The sequence below is a fragment of the Sphingorhabdus sp. genome, from assembly GCF_046596595.1.
Taxonomy (GTDB): domain Bacteria; phylum Pseudomonadota; class Alphaproteobacteria; order Sphingomonadales; family Sphingomonadaceae; genus Sphingorhabdus_B.
In genome coordinates this window covers 1-14,234 of the sequence record NZ_JBKJMB010000094.1, presented here as the reverse complement: position 1 = coordinate 14,234, position 14,234 = coordinate 1, and the positions used below count along the sequence as shown (strand labels likewise).

Below are 14,234 nucleotides of genomic sequence, written 5' to 3'. Positions count from 1 at the left end.
CGTCAGCGGATGAGAGCTTGAAAAAGCACCCTGACACGGCGAATCCGGCAGTGCATTGGAATTCTGCGCGTTCCCAATGCTATGGAGACGCGCTTGGGGTAATTGGGGCAGCAAGAACAGATGACCGCACTTGATATTATTGTCCTGTTCCTGCTTGGCGGCGGTGCCGTAGCAGGTTTTTTGCGCGGCTTTGTGCAAGAAGCGCTCTCAATGGTCGCGTGGGTGCTGATTATCGTTGCTGTTTGGGTGCTGCATGCACCGGCAACGGCTGCCTTGGCAGAGGCTATAGGGTCCGAGTCCGGCGCTGCTGTTCTTGCATTTTTATCAATAGTCATCGTAATTTTTGCGCTTGGGAAATGGATTTCAAAATCACTTGGAGCCAAATCGCGTAAATCGGTGCTTGGGCCCATCGACCGGGTGCTTGGCTTTGGCTTTGGCATGGTTAAGGGGTTGATTATTGCGACCCTGATATTCTTGCTTATTGTCATGGGGTATGACGTCGTTTTCGGTGCGGATGAGGGAAGGCCTGAATGGATGACGACATCGCGGACCTATCCCTTGTTGAATGCCAGCGGCGATGCCATGTCGGAATTCGTTCGTGCGCAACGTGCGGCAAGCAAAGATGCTGCGGAAACGGCGGACTGATGGACTCTGCGCTTTACAACCGGGACATTTTGCGGCTGGCATCGGCGCTCGTCGCCAACCACAGGCTTCAGGACGCAGATGGCACTGCTGAGGTGCGATCTCCCCTATGCGGTAGCAGAATTCAGGCGGATATTGTCACCGACGAAAATGGCCGGATAAAGCAACTTGCGCTGCGCGCCAACGCATGCGCGCTTGGACAGGCTTCTGCCGCTATTCTACAAGACAATGCGGTTGGCCTTGCTTTGTCAGAGATGAAGGCATTGCGGGAAAGCGTCGCAATGGCGCTCAAGCGCGAAGGTGAGATGCCGTCCTGCTGGCCTGAATTGGGCTTGCTGTCGGCAGCGTGCGACTACCCGTCGCGCCACGCGGCGATTTTGCTGCCTTATGATGCAATCCTTGCTGCCACCAAATTTGTAAAAGCGGAAATGTGATGGAAGAAGCGTCGCACCACCTCGTTGCAGATGTGATGCTTGGCGGAGTGGTGCTTCTGGGCGCAGCGCTTGTTGCCGTGCTCATCTTCCGAAAGCTGGGTCTGGGTGCCGTCTTGGGCTATCTGGTCGCGGGCATCGTCATCGGTCCCGACGGGCTTGGCCTGATTGGCGCGCCCGAGACAATTTTGGCGTATTCCGAAATTGGTATCATTCTGCTGTTGTTCCTCGTTGGACTTGAATTGTCACCCAGCAGGCTATGGCTGTTACGGCGGGACATCCTGTTATTTGGCCCATTGCAGGTTATCCTGTGCGGATTCGGCATGTTCGCCGTGATCCGTTTAGCCGTACCTAATTTTAGCTGGGAGGCTGCGTTGGTGCTTGGCCTGCCGCTGGCCTTGTCATCCACCGCGCAGGTGCTGCCTTTGCTGCAATCACGCGGCCGCATAAAAACAGATTATGGCGAAAAAAGTTTTTCGATCCTTCTGTTTCAGGACATTTCCATTGTTCCTTTGCTCACCATCGTAGCCGCATTGTCGCGCGCACCAGCGGAGGAAGGCGCGATAAGCGGTTGGTACCTCGCACTGTATGCGGTCGTGGCGATTGTCGGTCTGGTGCTGGCCGGGCGCTATTTATTGTCGCCATTGTTGCGGCTCGTCGGCAAGATTTCCGAGCGCGAATTGTTTATTGTGACGGGGCTATTCACGGTCTGCCTTAGTGCGGCGGTGATGCAGGCGATTGGCGTATCACCTGCGCTGGGCGCATTTGTGGCGGGCGTTATGCTAGCGGAATCACCTTATCGGCATGAGCTGGAGGCGGATATTGACCCCTTTCGTTCAATCTTGCTTGGTCTGTTTTTCTTGGCCGTCGGGATGCTTCTCGACGTCGATGTCATTCTGGCCCAGCCGTTGTTAGTCGCAGGGTTAGCACTTGCACTTGTCATCGTAAAAATCGCGGTCATTTACGCGCTTGGCCGGGTGTTTGGATTAAAGAACAATCCGTCGATCATCATGGCGATGCTTTTGAGCCAGGGCGGCGAATTTGCTTTCGTGCTGTTCGCTGCGGCGCAGGGTGCTCTGCTCATTGAACCCGAAGCAGCGAGCCTGTTCGGCGCGGTGGTGACGTTGTCGATGGCTTCAACCCCATTCCTCATGATCCTTGCGGGCAAGCTTGCCGCGCGCAAGGGCAAGGATGATGTGCAGCTTGATGACCCGGAACTGGCTTCGCAAGCCAATGTGATCATTGTGGGGCATGGCCGGTTTGGGCAGCAGGTATCGCAGATCATGCAAGCAGCAGGGCGCTCGGTCACGCTTATTGACATTAACCCGCAGACTATCGACCGAAGCGGCGATTTTGGCTTTAAAGTGTTTTACGGCGACGGAACACGCGTCGATTTGTTGCAGCGTGCGGGCGGCGAAGATGCGCAGGCGATATTTTTCTGCATCGATGACCGCTACATGACCGCAGAGTCGCTGATGCCCGTGCGCGAGACATTTCCGCGAACAAAATTGTTCGTCCGGGCCTTTGACCGTCAACAGGCGCTAAAATTGATGGAGGATGACGGCATAAGCATCATGCGTGAGGTGTTTGAGTCTTCGATCCGCATGTCGGCGGATGCGCTTAAATTCTTCGGAACTGATCGCGCGGCCATTCACGACATCATAGCAGAATTTCGGCGTCGTGATCGCAACAGATTAAATGCGCAATTCACCAGCGGCGATATGCACGCCGGAAAACGGCATAGTTTCGGCGGCGATGATTCAGATGACTTCCTGATTGCTCAGGATTGAGCTTCGCGGTCGAGAAACGTGGCGACATCGTCTAGCGATACATCTTTTGACAGGAAGGTTTCGCCGATTCCCCGGGCCAGCAGAAAGGGCAAGGTGCCCGCACTCATCTTTTTGTCATGCCGCATGTAATCGACCAATGTCGCTCCATCTGCCGTGACACCAGCTTCTGATAGCGTTGTCGGCAAGCCGGCTTGCTTCAACAGCCGTGACACCCTGTGGGCTTCGTTGGCTTCACAAATACCAAGCCTGACCGAGTAACGCAGCGCCAGCGCTATCCCTGCTGCTACCGCTTCGCCATGAAACAGTCTGTCCGAAAAACCCGTGTCCGCTTCCAGCGCATGGCCAAAGGTATGACCAAGATTTAGCAACGCTCTTGTGCCCGTCCGTTCGGTTTCATCAGCCGCCACAATCCGCGCCTTTGATTGCACCGCGCGTATGATGGCTTCGGCACGGATATCAGGGTCACCAGCAAAAAAGCGGTCGAGATTGTCCTCACAATATTTGAAAAAGCCGGCGTCGTCGATCACGCCATATTTTACGACTTCGGCAAAGCCTGCGGCAAGCTGACGTGTTGGCAGCGTTTCCAAAAGATCGGGATCAATGAGCACCATTGCGGGTTGATGAAACGCACCCACCAGATTTTTGCCTGCCGCGCTGTTGATTGCGGTTTTGCCCCCAACGCTGCTGTCCACTTGGGCAAGCAAGGTCGTGGGAATTTGCACAAAGGCGCAACCGCGTTTGACAATATGGGCTGCAAAGCCAGTGATATCCCCGACCACACCGCCGCCAAGCGCGATGATATGATCATTTCTCTCGATATGATGTTCAAGCAACCAGTCAGTGAGCCGTTCGAGTTGAGACCAGCTTTTGCCTGCCTCGCCCGCGGGCAGGGTGAAGGCAGCACAAGCAACGCCAACGTCACGAAGGGCAGCTTCGAACTTAGGCAAAACGAAATGCGCGACATGTTCGTCAGTGACCACCAAGAGGCGACCTTCGCGCGCATATGGCTCAAGATATCGCCCTGCATCGGCCAGCAGACCTGCCCGGACATGGATGTCATAGGGGGCGTTGGACAGGTCAACGGATATCACAGTCATGCGGCGAGTGCCTTCAAAATGTTTTCGACAGTTCGCACATGTGGCGACGTATCGCTTCGGATATGGAGGTTTGCCGCGGCATATAATGGGTTTCTGACTTTGCCAAGTTCGGTCAGGACCTCAATTGGGTCTTTTCCTTTCAACAGCGGACGGTGGTTTCGCCGTGAAACCCGGTCTGCCAGAACCTTGATATCTGCGTCCAGCCAGATTGAGGTTGCCTTCTCCAGTATAAGCGCGCGGGTCGACGGGTTTACGAACGCGCCGCCGCCGGTGGCGATGACCTTAGGTGACCCGTCAATGAGCCGCGCAATCACGCGCCTTTCGCCGTCGCGGAAATATTCCTCACCAAATTTTTCGAATATTTCTGCAATCGAAAGGCCCGCCGCTTTTTCAATTTCTTCATCCGCATCCACAAAGTCTGAGCCAAGCCGGGCCGCAAGCCGCTTACCGATGCTGGTTTTGCCGACACCCATCATTCCAACGAGCACCACGGGCCGGTCAATGACCAAAGCAGAATGCCTGCCGTCTCCCGGCGTTTGTGGTTGGTGCTGTGAAGCCATTACCTCGTTGCCTATATATCGCCTTAGCCTAAGCCGAAAGCGGTTTGCCGCATTGCCGGATTTCTGCGCTATTGCAGCCTATTACGATATCTGGCCGAAGCGATAATGGCGAATTACGTCTTTTGCGGTTACTATCTGTTGCTGCAAAGGGCATAGGCTTGCTATTCTGGCGATATCGGTTGCCGCTCTTGCGGCAGCTGGCATTGGAACTTACGGCATTGCAGCGCGCAAATATGAGAATAGGTTCGCATCATTGACTGACAAAATTACAAAAAGCGGTCTCTTGGTCGCTAGCGCCCTGGTCTTGATATTATCCTTGCCAGCACTTGGCCAGCAAGGCCCGGAATCCCTGCTTCCTGAGGGATTTGGCGACCCGCCCCCTCCGCCGCCAACGACCCCGGGCAGACCGGATCCTGCGGCGCCCGGAACGCCGGGCGTATCATCCCCGCCATCGGCTGGGGCTGAAAGCGGATCTGTAGCTGACACAGATGGCGCAGCGGACGAGGAGGAAGACGAAGAAGAAGAGCAAGAATTGGTTATCCGTTATGATGTCCCTCCGGCGGCGCGACGGTCGCTGGATGCTATCGGGATAATGTCTGAGGCAGCGGGCGGCTTTCCTGCCGACTCCTTCGGATCGCTTGACGGTGTGTTTGTTAAAAACGTCGTTGAACGCACGTCCGGGCCAATTGCGTCGCGTTGGGGCACCATCATGGCGCGGCGGCTACTTGCGAGTCGTACGAACACACCAGACGGTGTGAATGGCGCTGATTGGACGGCAGAGCGCGCTTGGTTGCTTTTGCGGATGGGCGATTCGGTGGTTGCGCGCGGCATGGTGCAGCAAGTCGATGGTGGCAACTACACAAAGCGCCTGCATGAGGTCGCGATGCAGGCATATCTTGCCAATGGCGATCTTGCGGGAATGTGTCCGTTGACCGAAAGTGGCGTGCGCATGGTCAATAATGGCCGCTGGAAAATGTCGCGTGCTATCTGTGCGTCCTTGGCGGGAGAACAAGGCAGCGCAACGGCGTTCATCAATCAGGGCCGGTATCAGGGTTGGGTTCGCGGGGTCGATTATTTACTCGCTGAAAAGGCTGTTGGCGCAGGCATTAACGGACGCCGCTCGGTCAAGATCGAATGGGAGGGGGTCGAGGGAATGAACCCTTGGCGCTTCGGCCTTGCCGCCGCTGTGGGCCTTGAGCCACCTCAAACACTTTTTGCAGACACAGGCCGTCAGGTCGATGGCTGGCGCGCACAATTACCGATGTTTGGCCCGGCTATACGTGCCCAATATGCACCGGGTGCGGCCGCGCTTGGCATATTATCGAACCGCGATATGGTTGACCTATATGCGCAGGTCCTTGAAGACCCGGATGCTCCCGACGCGGTTCGGTCGCGGGCGGAGACGCTTGGCAATGCCTACACCGCATCAGGGGCAAACGCCAAGGTTGCAGCCATGACGTCGTTATGGACTGCCGCAGCCGCGGGCGCTGATTATCAGGCGGCGTTGGTAATGACCGCGCGAGCTGCGGCTTTGGTCCAACCCAACGCTGACCATGTGGCGGCAGCGGACGGGTTGATTGCATCGATGCTGACGGCAGGCCTGGATCGGTCCGCTGCGCGCTGGATCAATATAGTGCCAGATGGTTCGGTGGGTTGGGCGTTGCTAACCTTAAGCGCCCCGGGCCAGGTTGCAGCTGCCGAAAACAGCAGTCTTGATGAGTTTTACGGCAATGATGACAGCGCAAAAGCCCATAAATCCGCGCTGTTACTTGCTGGACTGTCCGGGCTCGGCCGAATTGACGCCGACGCACGAACTGCATTTGGGACTGATCTCAAGGTTAATATTGCGCAGAAAACAGCGTGGTCAACGGCCATTACAGCAGCAGCTGAGCGTGGCGAACAAGGCACGGTTGCGCTTATGGCAGTCGCGGGCATGCAGGCCCCATCATGGTCGCTTGTGCCTGCTTTTCATCTCTATCACATCGTTCGTTCGCTGCGTCGGGTGGGACTCGAAGCCGAGGCTCGAATGATCGCCGCTGAGGCTGTGACCTTTGGGTGACTTTCCAGATATCGTGTCTGCTCGCCGGACATGATGTCGCCAGACCGTGACCTGATCGACCGTTTTCTCGAAATGTTGGCAGCCGAGCAGGGGGTCGCCGCCAACACGATTTCGGCGTACAACAGCGACCTGACGTCTGCCTCCATTCTGGTGCAGAGCAGGCTGGCACATGCAGGGCCAGATCATCTGATAGCTTTGTCGCGCAATTGGAGGGGGCTCGCCAACAGCTCAGTTGCGCGCAAGTCGTCCGTGCTTCGGCGGTTTTTCGGGTTTTTGCATGAAGAGGGCTTTCGCGCAGATAACCCCTCTGCAGCGCTTCCAAAGCCAGTACAGGCGCGCACATTGCCGAAAATTCTTGATACTGATGAGGTCGATCTTCTGTTCAAAACAATAGAGGCGAAGCTGGAGAAGGCCGAACCTGCGCCCAATGATTTTCGCGCATCGGCCTTGATCGAGATGCTTTATGGTTCGGGACTTCGGGCGACCGAGTTGGTGGCGTTGCCGCGCAACGCGGTTGTTTCGGATAAACCATTCATCATTGTCAATGGAAAGGGCGATAAGGATCGGTTGGTGCCCATTTCAAATCGGGCACGGCAAGCCGTGAGCATTTGGCTGGCTTTTGTTCCGGAAAAGTCGCGCTTTCTATTTCCGTCGCGTGCCGGCCATATCAGCCGCATTCGGCTGTTTCAGATTATCAAGGAACTGGCCGCAGTGTCCGGCCTCGATCCGGCAAAAGTCAGTCCGCACGTCCTTCGCCATGCCTTTGCCACGCATTTGTTGGCAGGGGGCGCAAATTTACGGGCGCTTCAGTCGATGCTGGGTCATGCCGACATCGCAACCACGCAGATTTACACGCATGTCGACAGCAGCCGGCTTGTCGAGCTGGTCAATCGTCGGCACCCATTGGCTACGCGCACGTTGACCCGCCGCACCTCAGGCTCTAACCGGCAGGCATGATGGTATATCTTGACTTCGAAAAGCCGATTGCTGCGCTGGAAGCGCGCATCTTGGAATTGCAAGATGCAGCGCGTGACAGTGACGTCGATGTGGGTGCCGAGTTGGCAAAGCTGCGCGACAAGGCTGACAAGCAACTTGCGGATACTTACGCCAACCTGACGGCTTGGCAAAAGACACAAGTCGCGCGCCACCCGGAACGGCCGCATTTCAAACATTTCGTAGCAGCGATGTTCGAAGACTTCATACCATTGGCTGGTGATCGCGCCTTTGGCGACGATCAGGCGATTATTGGCGGATTGGCCCGCCTAAACGGACGCCGGGTCATGGTGATCGGCCACGAAAAGGGCGACGATACACAAAGCCGCCTGCGCCACAATTTCGGCATGGGAAAGCCGGAGGGCTATCGCAAAGCCATTCGCCTCATGGAGCTTGCGGACCGCTTTGGTATAGCCGTCGTCAGCCTGGTTGACACATCGGGCGCTTTTCCAGGTATTCAAGCCGAAGAGCGCGGACAGGCCGAAGCGATTGCCCGCTCAACGGAAAAATGCCTGTCACTTGGCGTGCCCATGATCGCCTGCATTGTGGGTGAGGGCGGTTCGGGTGGTGCCGTGGCACTTGCGGCTGCGGACCGTGTGCTCATGTTTCAATATGCGGTCTATTCGGTGATTTCACCCGAAGGATGTGCGTCGATACTTTGGCGCACTGGCGACAAGGCGGCTGAAGCGGCTCAGGCCATGAAGATGACTGCCGATGACCTGAAAGCGCTGCGTATCATTGACCGGATCGTCAAGGAGCCTGTGGGTGGCGCGCATCGTGACCACATGATGGCCGCAGCGTCGCTTGGAAAAGCCATTGATGAGGAACTTGAAGCGTTGTCGGCCTTCACATCCAAGGAACTGCGTCAGCAACGCCGGACCAAGTTTTTGTCCATGGGCGCGTAAAGCATTCAGGCGGAATAAATGCGCGGTGACGCATCGCTTTTCCCTACAGCCGGAAACATTATGTAACGTAATGCGTTTTCCGTGTTTAAGGAGGAATTATATGCGCTTTTCTAAAACGTTGCTGGCGGCGGGTTCTGCTTTAATCGCAATGGCCGCAATTGGCGGCATCGCTCCTGTCGATGCCCAGTCGCGAACCAAAGCTCCGGCCGTTCCGAAGGCGTTTACTGCGAAAGAAAAGGCAGAAGGCGCAAAGTTCAATGCAGAGATTTTAAAAGAATTTGGCGGGCCAATGCAAAGCCCACAAACCCCGTACGTCGTGCGTGTAGGCAAGAATATTGCGATGCAATCAGGGCTTGGGAACGCGCAAAGCGATTTTAACGTGACGCTGCTCAACTCCTCGGTAAACAATGCCTTCGCCTTGCCCGGTGGCTATGTGTACATCACGCGCCAGCTCGTTGCCTTGAGCAACAGCGAAGCCGAAATGGCAGGCGTATTAGGGCACGAGGTCGGCCATACCGCTGCGCGTCATAGCGAAAAGCGCAAAAACAATTCGACGCTAGCTGGCTTATTGGGCGTGGGCGGAAGCATATTGGGCTCGGTCCTCGGAAACGCGGGCGGATTGCTCGGCGCAGTGGGCGGCGGGTTACAGCAATATGCAGGTCCGCTGGCGCAGGTGTTTACCCTTAAATACTCGCGTACGCAGGAAGAAGAAGCGGACGATTACGGCATTCGCTACCTTAGCAAAGCGGGATATGATCCAAGCGCGTTAGCTTCGATGCTCAATTCCCTTGCGTTACAGACCAGCGTGGATACCCGCGTTGCCGGATTAACCGACGGACGAGTGCCCGAATGGGCAAGTACGCACCCTGATCCGGCACGCCGTGTTGCGCGTGCTGCGTCGCGCTCAAAAAGCTACCCTGTAAGTACGTTCCGCAACGCCGATGCGCATCTGGCTGCGATCGATGGCATGCTCTATGGTGACGACCCTGCGCAGGGTGTGGTTGAAGGACAAGAGTTTATTCACCCGCAACTCAAGATGCGATTCACCGCACCAAATGGTTTCGGTATTCAAAATGGCAGCGATGCTATTTCCATTAACGGAAACAGCGGCAAAGCGATTTTTACTGCCGGTGCCTTTGACGGCAATCGGGAAGCCTATATGGCCAATGCGCTAAAGGCCGTATCAGGCCAGAATGCGACGATACCGATCCAGGAAATACGGCGCACAACCGTCAACAATATTCCGGCCTTTTATACAAATGCAGTCGTAAATACGCAGCAAGGACAGCGTGTTATCAGTGTGTTTGCCTATGAATGGGCACAAGGCACCGCCTATCACTTCGTAACCATCACTGCCGGTAATGCGAATCCATTTGATCAGATGTTTTCAAGCATGGCCCGTTTGACAAATGCGCAAGCAGCTGCGGTAAAGCCGCGGAAACTACGCGTTATAACAGCAGGACCGCGCGATACGATTAATTCGCTTGCAGGTCGCATGGCGTATTCATCATTACAAACCGAACGATTTATGGCGCTTAATGGGTTGTCATCCAACGCCGCTGTTCGTCCGGGCCAGAAACTGAAAATTGTAACTTACTAAATGAAAAGGGCGGGGACCATTGGTCTCCGCCCTTGCTCTACGGCCAGCAACTCTCAATAATATGCCGACTATGATGATATTAGCTGTCTGTTAGCTTGTTACTATATTTGTGCTGATCTTATCAAAAGTGCCAGACAGGTTGGTGCCGAGGCTTGTCATAGCAGTGATTGCTGCGACGGCAATCAACGCGGCGATGAGGCCATATTCAATTGCAGTTGCACCCTCTTCGCTGTTGCGGATTTTCTTAATATTCTTCATCTCAGGTCTCCAGTTACTTGACTAAAATTTCTGGACCGTGTTTGCGAAGCAAAGTAGGGTGCTTATGAATTAGAAAAATGTAATTTTCGTTAATTATCAAAGACATTGAACCACATCAGCGGTGTGCAACCGCGACTGCCAAGCGGCGTAACCACCAGCTAAACCTGCGGCATATGATAAAGTTGGGATGTATTTGCCTAATAAAAAAGGGCAGGAACCGAAGTTCCCGCCCTTGCTTCGCCGATAACCTATGCAGTCTTTCGGCTATCGTTATTACAAACCGTCTTACGTTGTTTTGACGGAATTGCTGACCTTGTTGAAGGTGCCCGACAAGTTGGTACCGAGGCTGGTCATTGCGGTAATTGCTGCAACAGCAATCAAAGCGGCAATCAAGCCATATTCAATTGCAGTCGCGCCGTCTTCGTTCTTGAAGATTTTCTTAAAAGATTTCATGTTCGGTCTCCAGTTTCTTTGTTCATTCACCCTGGCGGTTTAATTGATAAAAACCGTCAAAATTACAATAAGTCGATATTTTTAATATTTCGTTAAATTGCCTTTTAACTTGTACTAGAAGTAACTTTAGTCGTGACGTCATTCCACGTTTGAGTGGTACTAGTGGCTACGCTGCTAAGAGAACTAAGCATCGCAAGAACGATTAATGATACTATCAACCCATATTCTACTGCCGTCGCGCCCTGTTCGCATTTTTCAATACGGCGAATTAGTTCCAACATTTCTGGTCCCTTTTCATTCCTAGGTTGCGAGCACGATGAAAATCACACACAGAAGTTAACAAAACCTTGCATCGTGAAGAGAATATGGAAAAAAGTCCGACAACATTATTTGTGGTTGCCGCCGCATTAACCAACGAGAGCGGCGAGATTCTCCTGCAAAAGCGTCCCGATGACTCGCAAATGGGGGGGCTCTGGGAATTTCCCGGCGGCAAGGTTGATGAGGGCGAATCACCCGAAATTGCTCTTGTCAGGGAGCTAAACGAGGAACTTGGCATCACTCTTGATGTGCAAGACCTGGTCGCAGAGACATTTGCCAGCGCACCACTGGTTGACCGAAATCTTGTTCTTTTGCTATACAGATGCGTCCGCTGGACAGGAAATCCTATTGCCTTATTTGCGTCAGATCTCCGATGGGTAATGCCAAAGGATATGGAGACCTTGCCAATGCCGCCTGCAGATTACCCTTTGGTTCGCAAGCTTCAGCTATTTTAGTCTGGTTGGTCCTTTGACAGGAAGTCAGCGAGCGAAACTTGCGCGCTTCCTCGTTTCGCAGGGCGAGGTTGGTTTTCCGACGGAGCCCATCCGCTTAAATATAGATGCGCGAAGCGCTCTGTGACCGTTCCGGCAGCGGCGGCGCGAACTCCAAATGCCGCGTCCAGTCGCTCCGCAATATCCCTGCCCAGATATGGCCGTGGTCCAGTGAGTGCATTTCCAATACCTGCATCGCGTAAGTCCGAGACAATTGATCGCCAATCGCGGTAGCTGATATCTAAAAGGTCCTGATCGGCTACGGGCAAGGCGAAACCAGCGCGGACGAGCAGGTCAGCTGCGCTGCGCAAATCGATCTGTGGATGCATGTGCGGGGTTACACGCGCGGCATCTGCCTCCAGAAATATGGACTTCAGCGTACCCAGTGAGCCGGCACCAAACATATGACCAAGAAAAAGCCCGTCTGGTCTTAAGATATGTCGAATCTGAATAAGCGCGCCGGGAAGATCGTTGACGCTATCTAACGTCCCGGCGGCAATGATCAGGTCAAAGCTGCCGGATGCAAATGTCAATTTGTCCTCTTCCAAAGATGCAGGTGCACTTCTTTCGGCTTCGCCGTGGCTAAGCGCCACGATTGTGCGTGATACCGCCGGCGGCAGAATTTGCTGATGCCATCGACCGATAGGCCCGATAATCAGCGCATGCTCAAAATTGCGGGTCACCGCCGACAGCCGCTCTGCAATGTCTTGTGCAATATGATTCCACAGAAACATGTCGCCTCTTCGCCGCGCGGCGCGCTCACGCATCGCACGGCGACGGCGGCGGTCAAATATTTCGGGTGGATTGAGTTCGCTGTCCATTTGCGCCTTGTGCAGGCCGATGCTTTGTCCGACAAGCCCGATATGGCATGGGGCAGCCGCATTTTTCATCATATATTGGGCTGGGTACTGCCAGAACGCTGCCCCTGCTGCGGCACGATCACGTCAGCGGGCGGCCCCTTCTGCCTTTCCTGTTGGCAAAAACTTGAGTTCTTAGGGCCGCCTTGGTGTCGCCAGTGCGCGACGCCATTTGAATTTGACCGCGGTGACGATGCATCTTGCGCATCCTGCCTTAAATCGCCGCCGAGGCATGATGGCATCCGCGCTGCTGTAAGATATGACGACGTGTCGGCGGACGTTGCCCTTCGTTTAAAATATGGCGGTAAAATTGGTTTGGCCGCCATAATCGCGCAGCAGCTTTTGCGACATTTGCCAGAGGACCGTGACAACGTCATTATCACGCCTGTGCCCTTGCATTGGACGCGGATCTGGTCGCGCAGTTTCAATCAGTCAGCCTTGATTGGCAAAGAACTGTCGGCCTTGAGCGGTATCACGTTTGTGCCTGATATGCTGATCAGAACGAAACGCACACCAAGCATGCGTGGTCTTGATCTGAAACGGCGCAAAAAAGCCGTAGGCAGCGCATTTGCGCTTAATCCCAAGTGGCACAGTGCCCTTGCCGGGCGCCGGATAATCTTAATCGACGACGTCTTGACGACGGGCGCAACCAGCGACGGATGCCTGTCGGTGCTTAAACGTCATAAAGCAAGCTGGGTGCAGATTTTCTGCTGGGCGCGTGCATTACGCGGCCGCGTGCAGGACAGTCCACTTATGTCACTGGACTCTTGACTTGCGCGTCGGTGAGCACCATTTTCAATTGTATGACTGCAACTGTTGAAATCTACACCAAATTCGGATGCCCATATTGCGTTCGGGCCAAGCAACTTCTGGATAGCAAAGGCGTTCGTTACACCGAATATGATGTGTCGACGGGCGGCGCAAAGCGCGCAGAGATGGTTGCGCGTTCCCCCGGCGCGCGGACGGTGCCGCAAATTTTTATCAACGATCTAGCGATTGGCGGTTCAGACGACTTGCGCGCGATCGACAGTTCGGGAAAACTCGACAATATGCTGGGCATTAGCTCAACATAATGATTGCGTTTGATCTGCACTGCGGCAACGGACATCAGTTCGAAGGCTGGTTCGGGTCATCGTCAGACTTCGATGCGCAAACTTCAAACGGGATGCTTGCCTGCCCCCTTTGTGATGACAAAATCGTCAAAAAGGCTCTTTCGGTGCCAAACGTGCCGCGAAAAGGCAATCAGCGGTCAACAACTCTGCCCGCTATTTCCACCGTTGAGTCTCATCCAGTCGCCGACTTGCCGCCCGCTGAGATCCTGCCCCCAAAAATGGCGGAGCTGGTGCAAAAGCTTGCACGCGCGCAGACAGAATTGCTCGATAACTCCCAATGGGTGGGCGGCAAATTTGCCGAAACCGCGCGTGCCATGCATTATGGCGAAGAACAGGATCGTCAGATCCATGGCGAAACCAGCAGTGACGAAGCAAAGGCGTTGCTTGATGAAGGTATCGCCGTTGCTCCTTTATTGTTTCCCGTTGTCCCGCCATCCTCAAAAAATTGACCACCAGATTGTTGGCAGCTATGGCATCTGTTGATGCACCCATAGCTCAGCAGGATAGAGCATCAGATTCCTAATCTGGGGGCCACTGGTTCGAATCCAGTTGGGTGCACCATTTACTTACAGAAGTACGTACCGCTGGTGGATTAGCGTTATCGCTAAGCAAAGCGTTCGGCAGCGCCGCCTTTGGGCCGTGAATTACAATCTTTTGTCGTGACATGG

The 14,234-nt window shown here is 54.6% G+C and carries 17 protein-coding genes, 1 tRNA gene and 1 pseudogene; 13 read left to right on the top strand and 6 right to left on the bottom strand.

Annotation, left to right across the window (positions count from 1 at the left end; translation table 11 throughout):
* Window positions 1-120: 120 nt before the first annotated feature.
* The 3 genes from ACLL9E_RS09090 to ACLL9E_RS09080 are packed head-to-tail and all read left to right on the top strand — an operon-like array spanning window position 121 to window position 2,863.
* Window positions 121-645 (top strand): CvpA family protein, encoded by a 525-nt coding sequence (locus ACLL9E_RS09090; protein ID WP_411291417.1) that lies wholly within the window; start codon window positions 121-123, stop codon window positions 643-645.
* The gene (locus ACLL9E_RS09085) at window positions 645-1,076 is read left to right on the top strand and encodes an iron-sulfur cluster assembly scaffold protein (RefSeq protein ID WP_411291416.1); all 432 of its coding nucleotides are present in this window, start codon (window positions 645-647) and stop codon (window positions 1,074-1,076) included. The genes ACLL9E_RS09090 and ACLL9E_RS09085 overlap by 1 nt, the downstream gene beginning before the upstream one ends.
* Window positions 1,076-2,863 carry a monovalent cation:proton antiporter-2 (CPA2) family protein gene (locus ACLL9E_RS09080; protein ID WP_411291415.1) on the top strand — a complete coding sequence of 596 codons (1,788 nt, stop codon included), beginning with the start codon at window positions 1,076-1,078 and terminating at the stop codon, window positions 2,861-2,863. Before ACLL9E_RS09085 ends, ACLL9E_RS09080 begins: the two co-directional genes overlap by 1 nt.
* Here the strand turns inward: ACLL9E_RS09080 and aroB are convergent.
* The gene (aroB, locus tag ACLL9E_RS09075; RefSeq protein ID WP_411291414.1) at window positions 2,854-3,960 is read right to left on the bottom strand and encodes a 3-dehydroquinate synthase; all 1,107 of its coding nucleotides are present in this window, start codon (window positions 3,958-3,960) and stop codon (window positions 2,854-2,856) included. The two genes, ACLL9E_RS09080 and aroB, sit on opposite strands and share 10 nt — an antisense overlap.
* Window positions 3,957-4,520, bottom strand: coding sequence for a shikimate kinase (locus tag ACLL9E_RS09070; protein WP_411291413.1), 564 nt, complete (start codon window positions 4,518-4,520; stop codon window positions 3,957-3,959). The genes aroB and ACLL9E_RS09070 overlap by 4 nt, the downstream gene beginning before the upstream one ends.
* Window positions 4,521-4,773: 253 nt before the next feature.
* On the opposite strand from ACLL9E_RS09070, the gene ACLL9E_RS09065 reads away from it, so the two are divergent.
* From ACLL9E_RS09065 to ACLL9E_RS09050, 4 genes are all read left to right on the top strand, one after another.
* Complete coding sequence (locus ACLL9E_RS09065; protein ID WP_411291412.1) at window positions 4,774-6,579, top strand: hypothetical protein; 1,806 nt, start codon at window positions 4,774-4,776, stop codon at window positions 6,577-6,579.
* A gap of 33 nt (window positions 6,580-6,612) precedes the next feature.
* Complete coding sequence (locus tag ACLL9E_RS09060) at window positions 6,613-7,536, top strand: tyrosine recombinase (RefSeq protein WP_411291442.1); 924 nt, start codon at window positions 6,613-6,615, stop codon at window positions 7,534-7,536.
* Window positions 7,533-8,477: an acetyl-CoA carboxylase carboxyltransferase subunit alpha gene (locus tag ACLL9E_RS09055; RefSeq protein ID WP_411291411.1), complete on the top strand. Its 945-nt coding sequence runs from the start codon at window positions 7,533-7,535 to the stop codon at window positions 8,475-8,477. Before ACLL9E_RS09060 ends, ACLL9E_RS09055 begins: the two co-directional genes overlap by 4 nt.
* Before the next feature lie 100 nt (window positions 8,478-8,577).
* On the top strand, window positions 8,578-10,077 hold the full coding sequence (locus ACLL9E_RS09050; protein WP_411291410.1) for a M48 family metalloprotease: 1,500 nt from the start codon (window positions 8,578-8,580) through the stop codon (window positions 10,075-10,077).
* A gap of 90 nt (window positions 10,078-10,167) precedes the next feature.
* On the opposite strand, the gene ACLL9E_RS09045 is transcribed toward ACLL9E_RS09050, so the two are convergent.
* From ACLL9E_RS09045 to ACLL9E_RS09035, 3 genes are all read right to left on the bottom strand, one after another.
* Window positions 10,168-10,335: a Flp family type IVb pilin gene (locus ACLL9E_RS09045; protein WP_411291409.1), complete on the bottom strand. Its 168-nt coding sequence runs from the start codon at window positions 10,333-10,335 to the stop codon at window positions 10,168-10,170.
* Between the two features lie 285 nt (window positions 10,336-10,620).
* Window positions 10,621-10,788 (bottom strand): Flp family type IVb pilin, encoded by a 168-nt coding sequence (locus ACLL9E_RS09040; RefSeq protein WP_411291408.1) that lies wholly within the window; start codon window positions 10,786-10,788, stop codon window positions 10,621-10,623.
* A 104-nt stretch (window positions 10,789-10,892) separates the two neighbouring features.
* Complete coding sequence (locus ACLL9E_RS09035) at window positions 10,893-11,069, bottom strand: Flp family type IVb pilin (RefSeq protein ID WP_411291407.1); 177 nt, start codon at window positions 11,067-11,069, stop codon at window positions 10,893-10,895.
* Between the two features lie 84 nt (window positions 11,070-11,153).
* Between ACLL9E_RS09035 and ACLL9E_RS09030 the strand changes: the two genes are divergently transcribed.
* A complete protein-coding gene (locus ACLL9E_RS09030) occupies window positions 11,154-11,561 on the top strand; it encodes a (deoxy)nucleoside triphosphate pyrophosphohydrolase (protein WP_411291406.1) in 408 nt (135 codons plus the stop codon).
* Here the strand turns inward: ACLL9E_RS09030 and ACLL9E_RS09025 are convergent.
* Window positions 11,558-12,490: a class I SAM-dependent methyltransferase gene (locus ACLL9E_RS09025; protein WP_411291405.1), complete on the bottom strand. Its 933-nt coding sequence runs from the start codon at window positions 12,488-12,490 to the stop codon at window positions 11,558-11,560. The genes ACLL9E_RS09030 and ACLL9E_RS09025 overlap by 4 nt on opposite strands.
* On the opposite strand from ACLL9E_RS09025, the pseudogene ACLL9E_RS09020 reads away from it, so the two are divergent.
* The 5 genes and pseudogenes from ACLL9E_RS09020 to ACLL9E_RS09000 all read left to right on the top strand — a co-directional run.
* A pseudogene (locus tag ACLL9E_RS09020) lies at window positions 12,461-12,658 on the top strand (double zinc ribbon domain-containing protein); the annotation flags it as partial. The gene ACLL9E_RS09025 and the pseudogene ACLL9E_RS09020 overlap by 30 nt on opposite strands.
* A 63-nt stretch (window positions 12,659-12,721) precedes the next feature.
* Window positions 12,722-13,225: a ComF family protein gene (locus ACLL9E_RS09015; protein ID WP_411291445.1), complete on the top strand. Its 504-nt coding sequence runs from the start codon at window positions 12,722-12,724 to the stop codon at window positions 13,223-13,225.
* Window positions 13,226-13,257: 32 nt separating this feature from the next.
* Entirely contained in the window at window positions 13,258-13,527 is a 270-nt protein-coding gene (gene grxC, locus ACLL9E_RS09010; RefSeq protein WP_411291404.1) for a glutaredoxin 3, read from the top strand.
* Window positions 13,527-14,015 (top strand): DUF1178 family protein, encoded by a 489-nt coding sequence (locus ACLL9E_RS09005; protein WP_411291403.1) that lies wholly within the window; start codon window positions 13,527-13,529, stop codon window positions 14,013-14,015. The genes grxC and ACLL9E_RS09005 overlap by 1 nt, the downstream gene beginning before the upstream one ends.
* A gap of 35 nt (window positions 14,016-14,050) precedes the next feature.
* Window positions 14,051-14,127, top strand: a tRNA-Arg gene (locus tag ACLL9E_RS09000).
* The last annotated feature ends 107 nt before the right edge of the window (window positions 14,128-14,234 follow it).

Bases quoted from the DNA above. Each gene is read 5' to 3' on its own strand.
- ACLL9E_RS09090 (WP_411291417.1), top strand. From the start codon at position 121: ATGACCGCACTTGATATTATTGTCCTGTTCCTGCTTGGCGGCGGTGCC.
- ACLL9E_RS09085 (WP_411291416.1), top strand. From the start codon at position 645: ATGGACTCTGCGCTTTACAACCGGGACATTTTGCGGCTGGCATCGGCG.
- ACLL9E_RS09080 (WP_411291415.1), top strand. From the start codon at position 1,076: ATGGAAGAAGCGTCGCACCACCTCGTTGCAGATGTGATGCTTGGCGGA.
- aroB (WP_411291414.1), bottom strand. From the start codon at position 3,960: ATGACTGTGATATCCGTTGACCTGTCCAACGCCCCCTATGACATCCAT.
- ACLL9E_RS09070 (WP_411291413.1), bottom strand. From the start codon at position 4,520: ATGGCTTCACAGCACCAACCACAAACGCCGGGAGACGGCAGGCATTCT.
- ACLL9E_RS09060 (WP_411291442.1), top strand. From the start codon at position 6,613: ATGTCGCCAGACCGTGACCTGATCGACCGTTTTCTCGAAATGTTGGCA.
- ACLL9E_RS09055 (WP_411291411.1), top strand. From the start codon at position 7,533: ATGATGGTATATCTTGACTTCGAAAAGCCGATTGCTGCGCTGGAAGCG.
- ACLL9E_RS09050 (WP_411291410.1), top strand. From the start codon at position 8,578: ATGCGCTTTTCTAAAACGTTGCTGGCGGCGGGTTCTGCTTTAATCGCA.
- ACLL9E_RS09045 (WP_411291409.1), bottom strand. From the start codon at position 10,335: ATGAAGAATATTAAGAAAATCCGCAACAGCGAAGAGGGTGCAACTGCA.
- ACLL9E_RS09040 (WP_411291408.1), bottom strand. From the start codon at position 10,788: ATGAAATCTTTTAAGAAAATCTTCAAGAACGAAGACGGCGCGACTGCA.
- ACLL9E_RS09035 (WP_411291407.1), bottom strand. From the start codon at position 11,069: ATGTTGGAACTAATTCGCCGTATTGAAAAATGCGAACAGGGCGCGACG.
- ACLL9E_RS09030 (WP_411291406.1), top strand. From the start codon at position 11,154: ATGGAAAAAAGTCCGACAACATTATTTGTGGTTGCCGCCGCATTAACC.
- ACLL9E_RS09025 (WP_411291405.1), bottom strand. From the start codon at position 12,490: ATGATGAAAAATGCGGCTGCCCCATGCCATATCGGGCTTGTCGGACAA.
- grxC (WP_411291404.1), top strand. From the start codon at position 13,258: ATGACTGCAACTGTTGAAATCTACACCAAATTCGGATGCCCATATTGC.
- ACLL9E_RS09005 (WP_411291403.1), top strand. From the start codon at position 13,527: ATGATTGCGTTTGATCTGCACTGCGGCAACGGACATCAGTTCGAAGGC.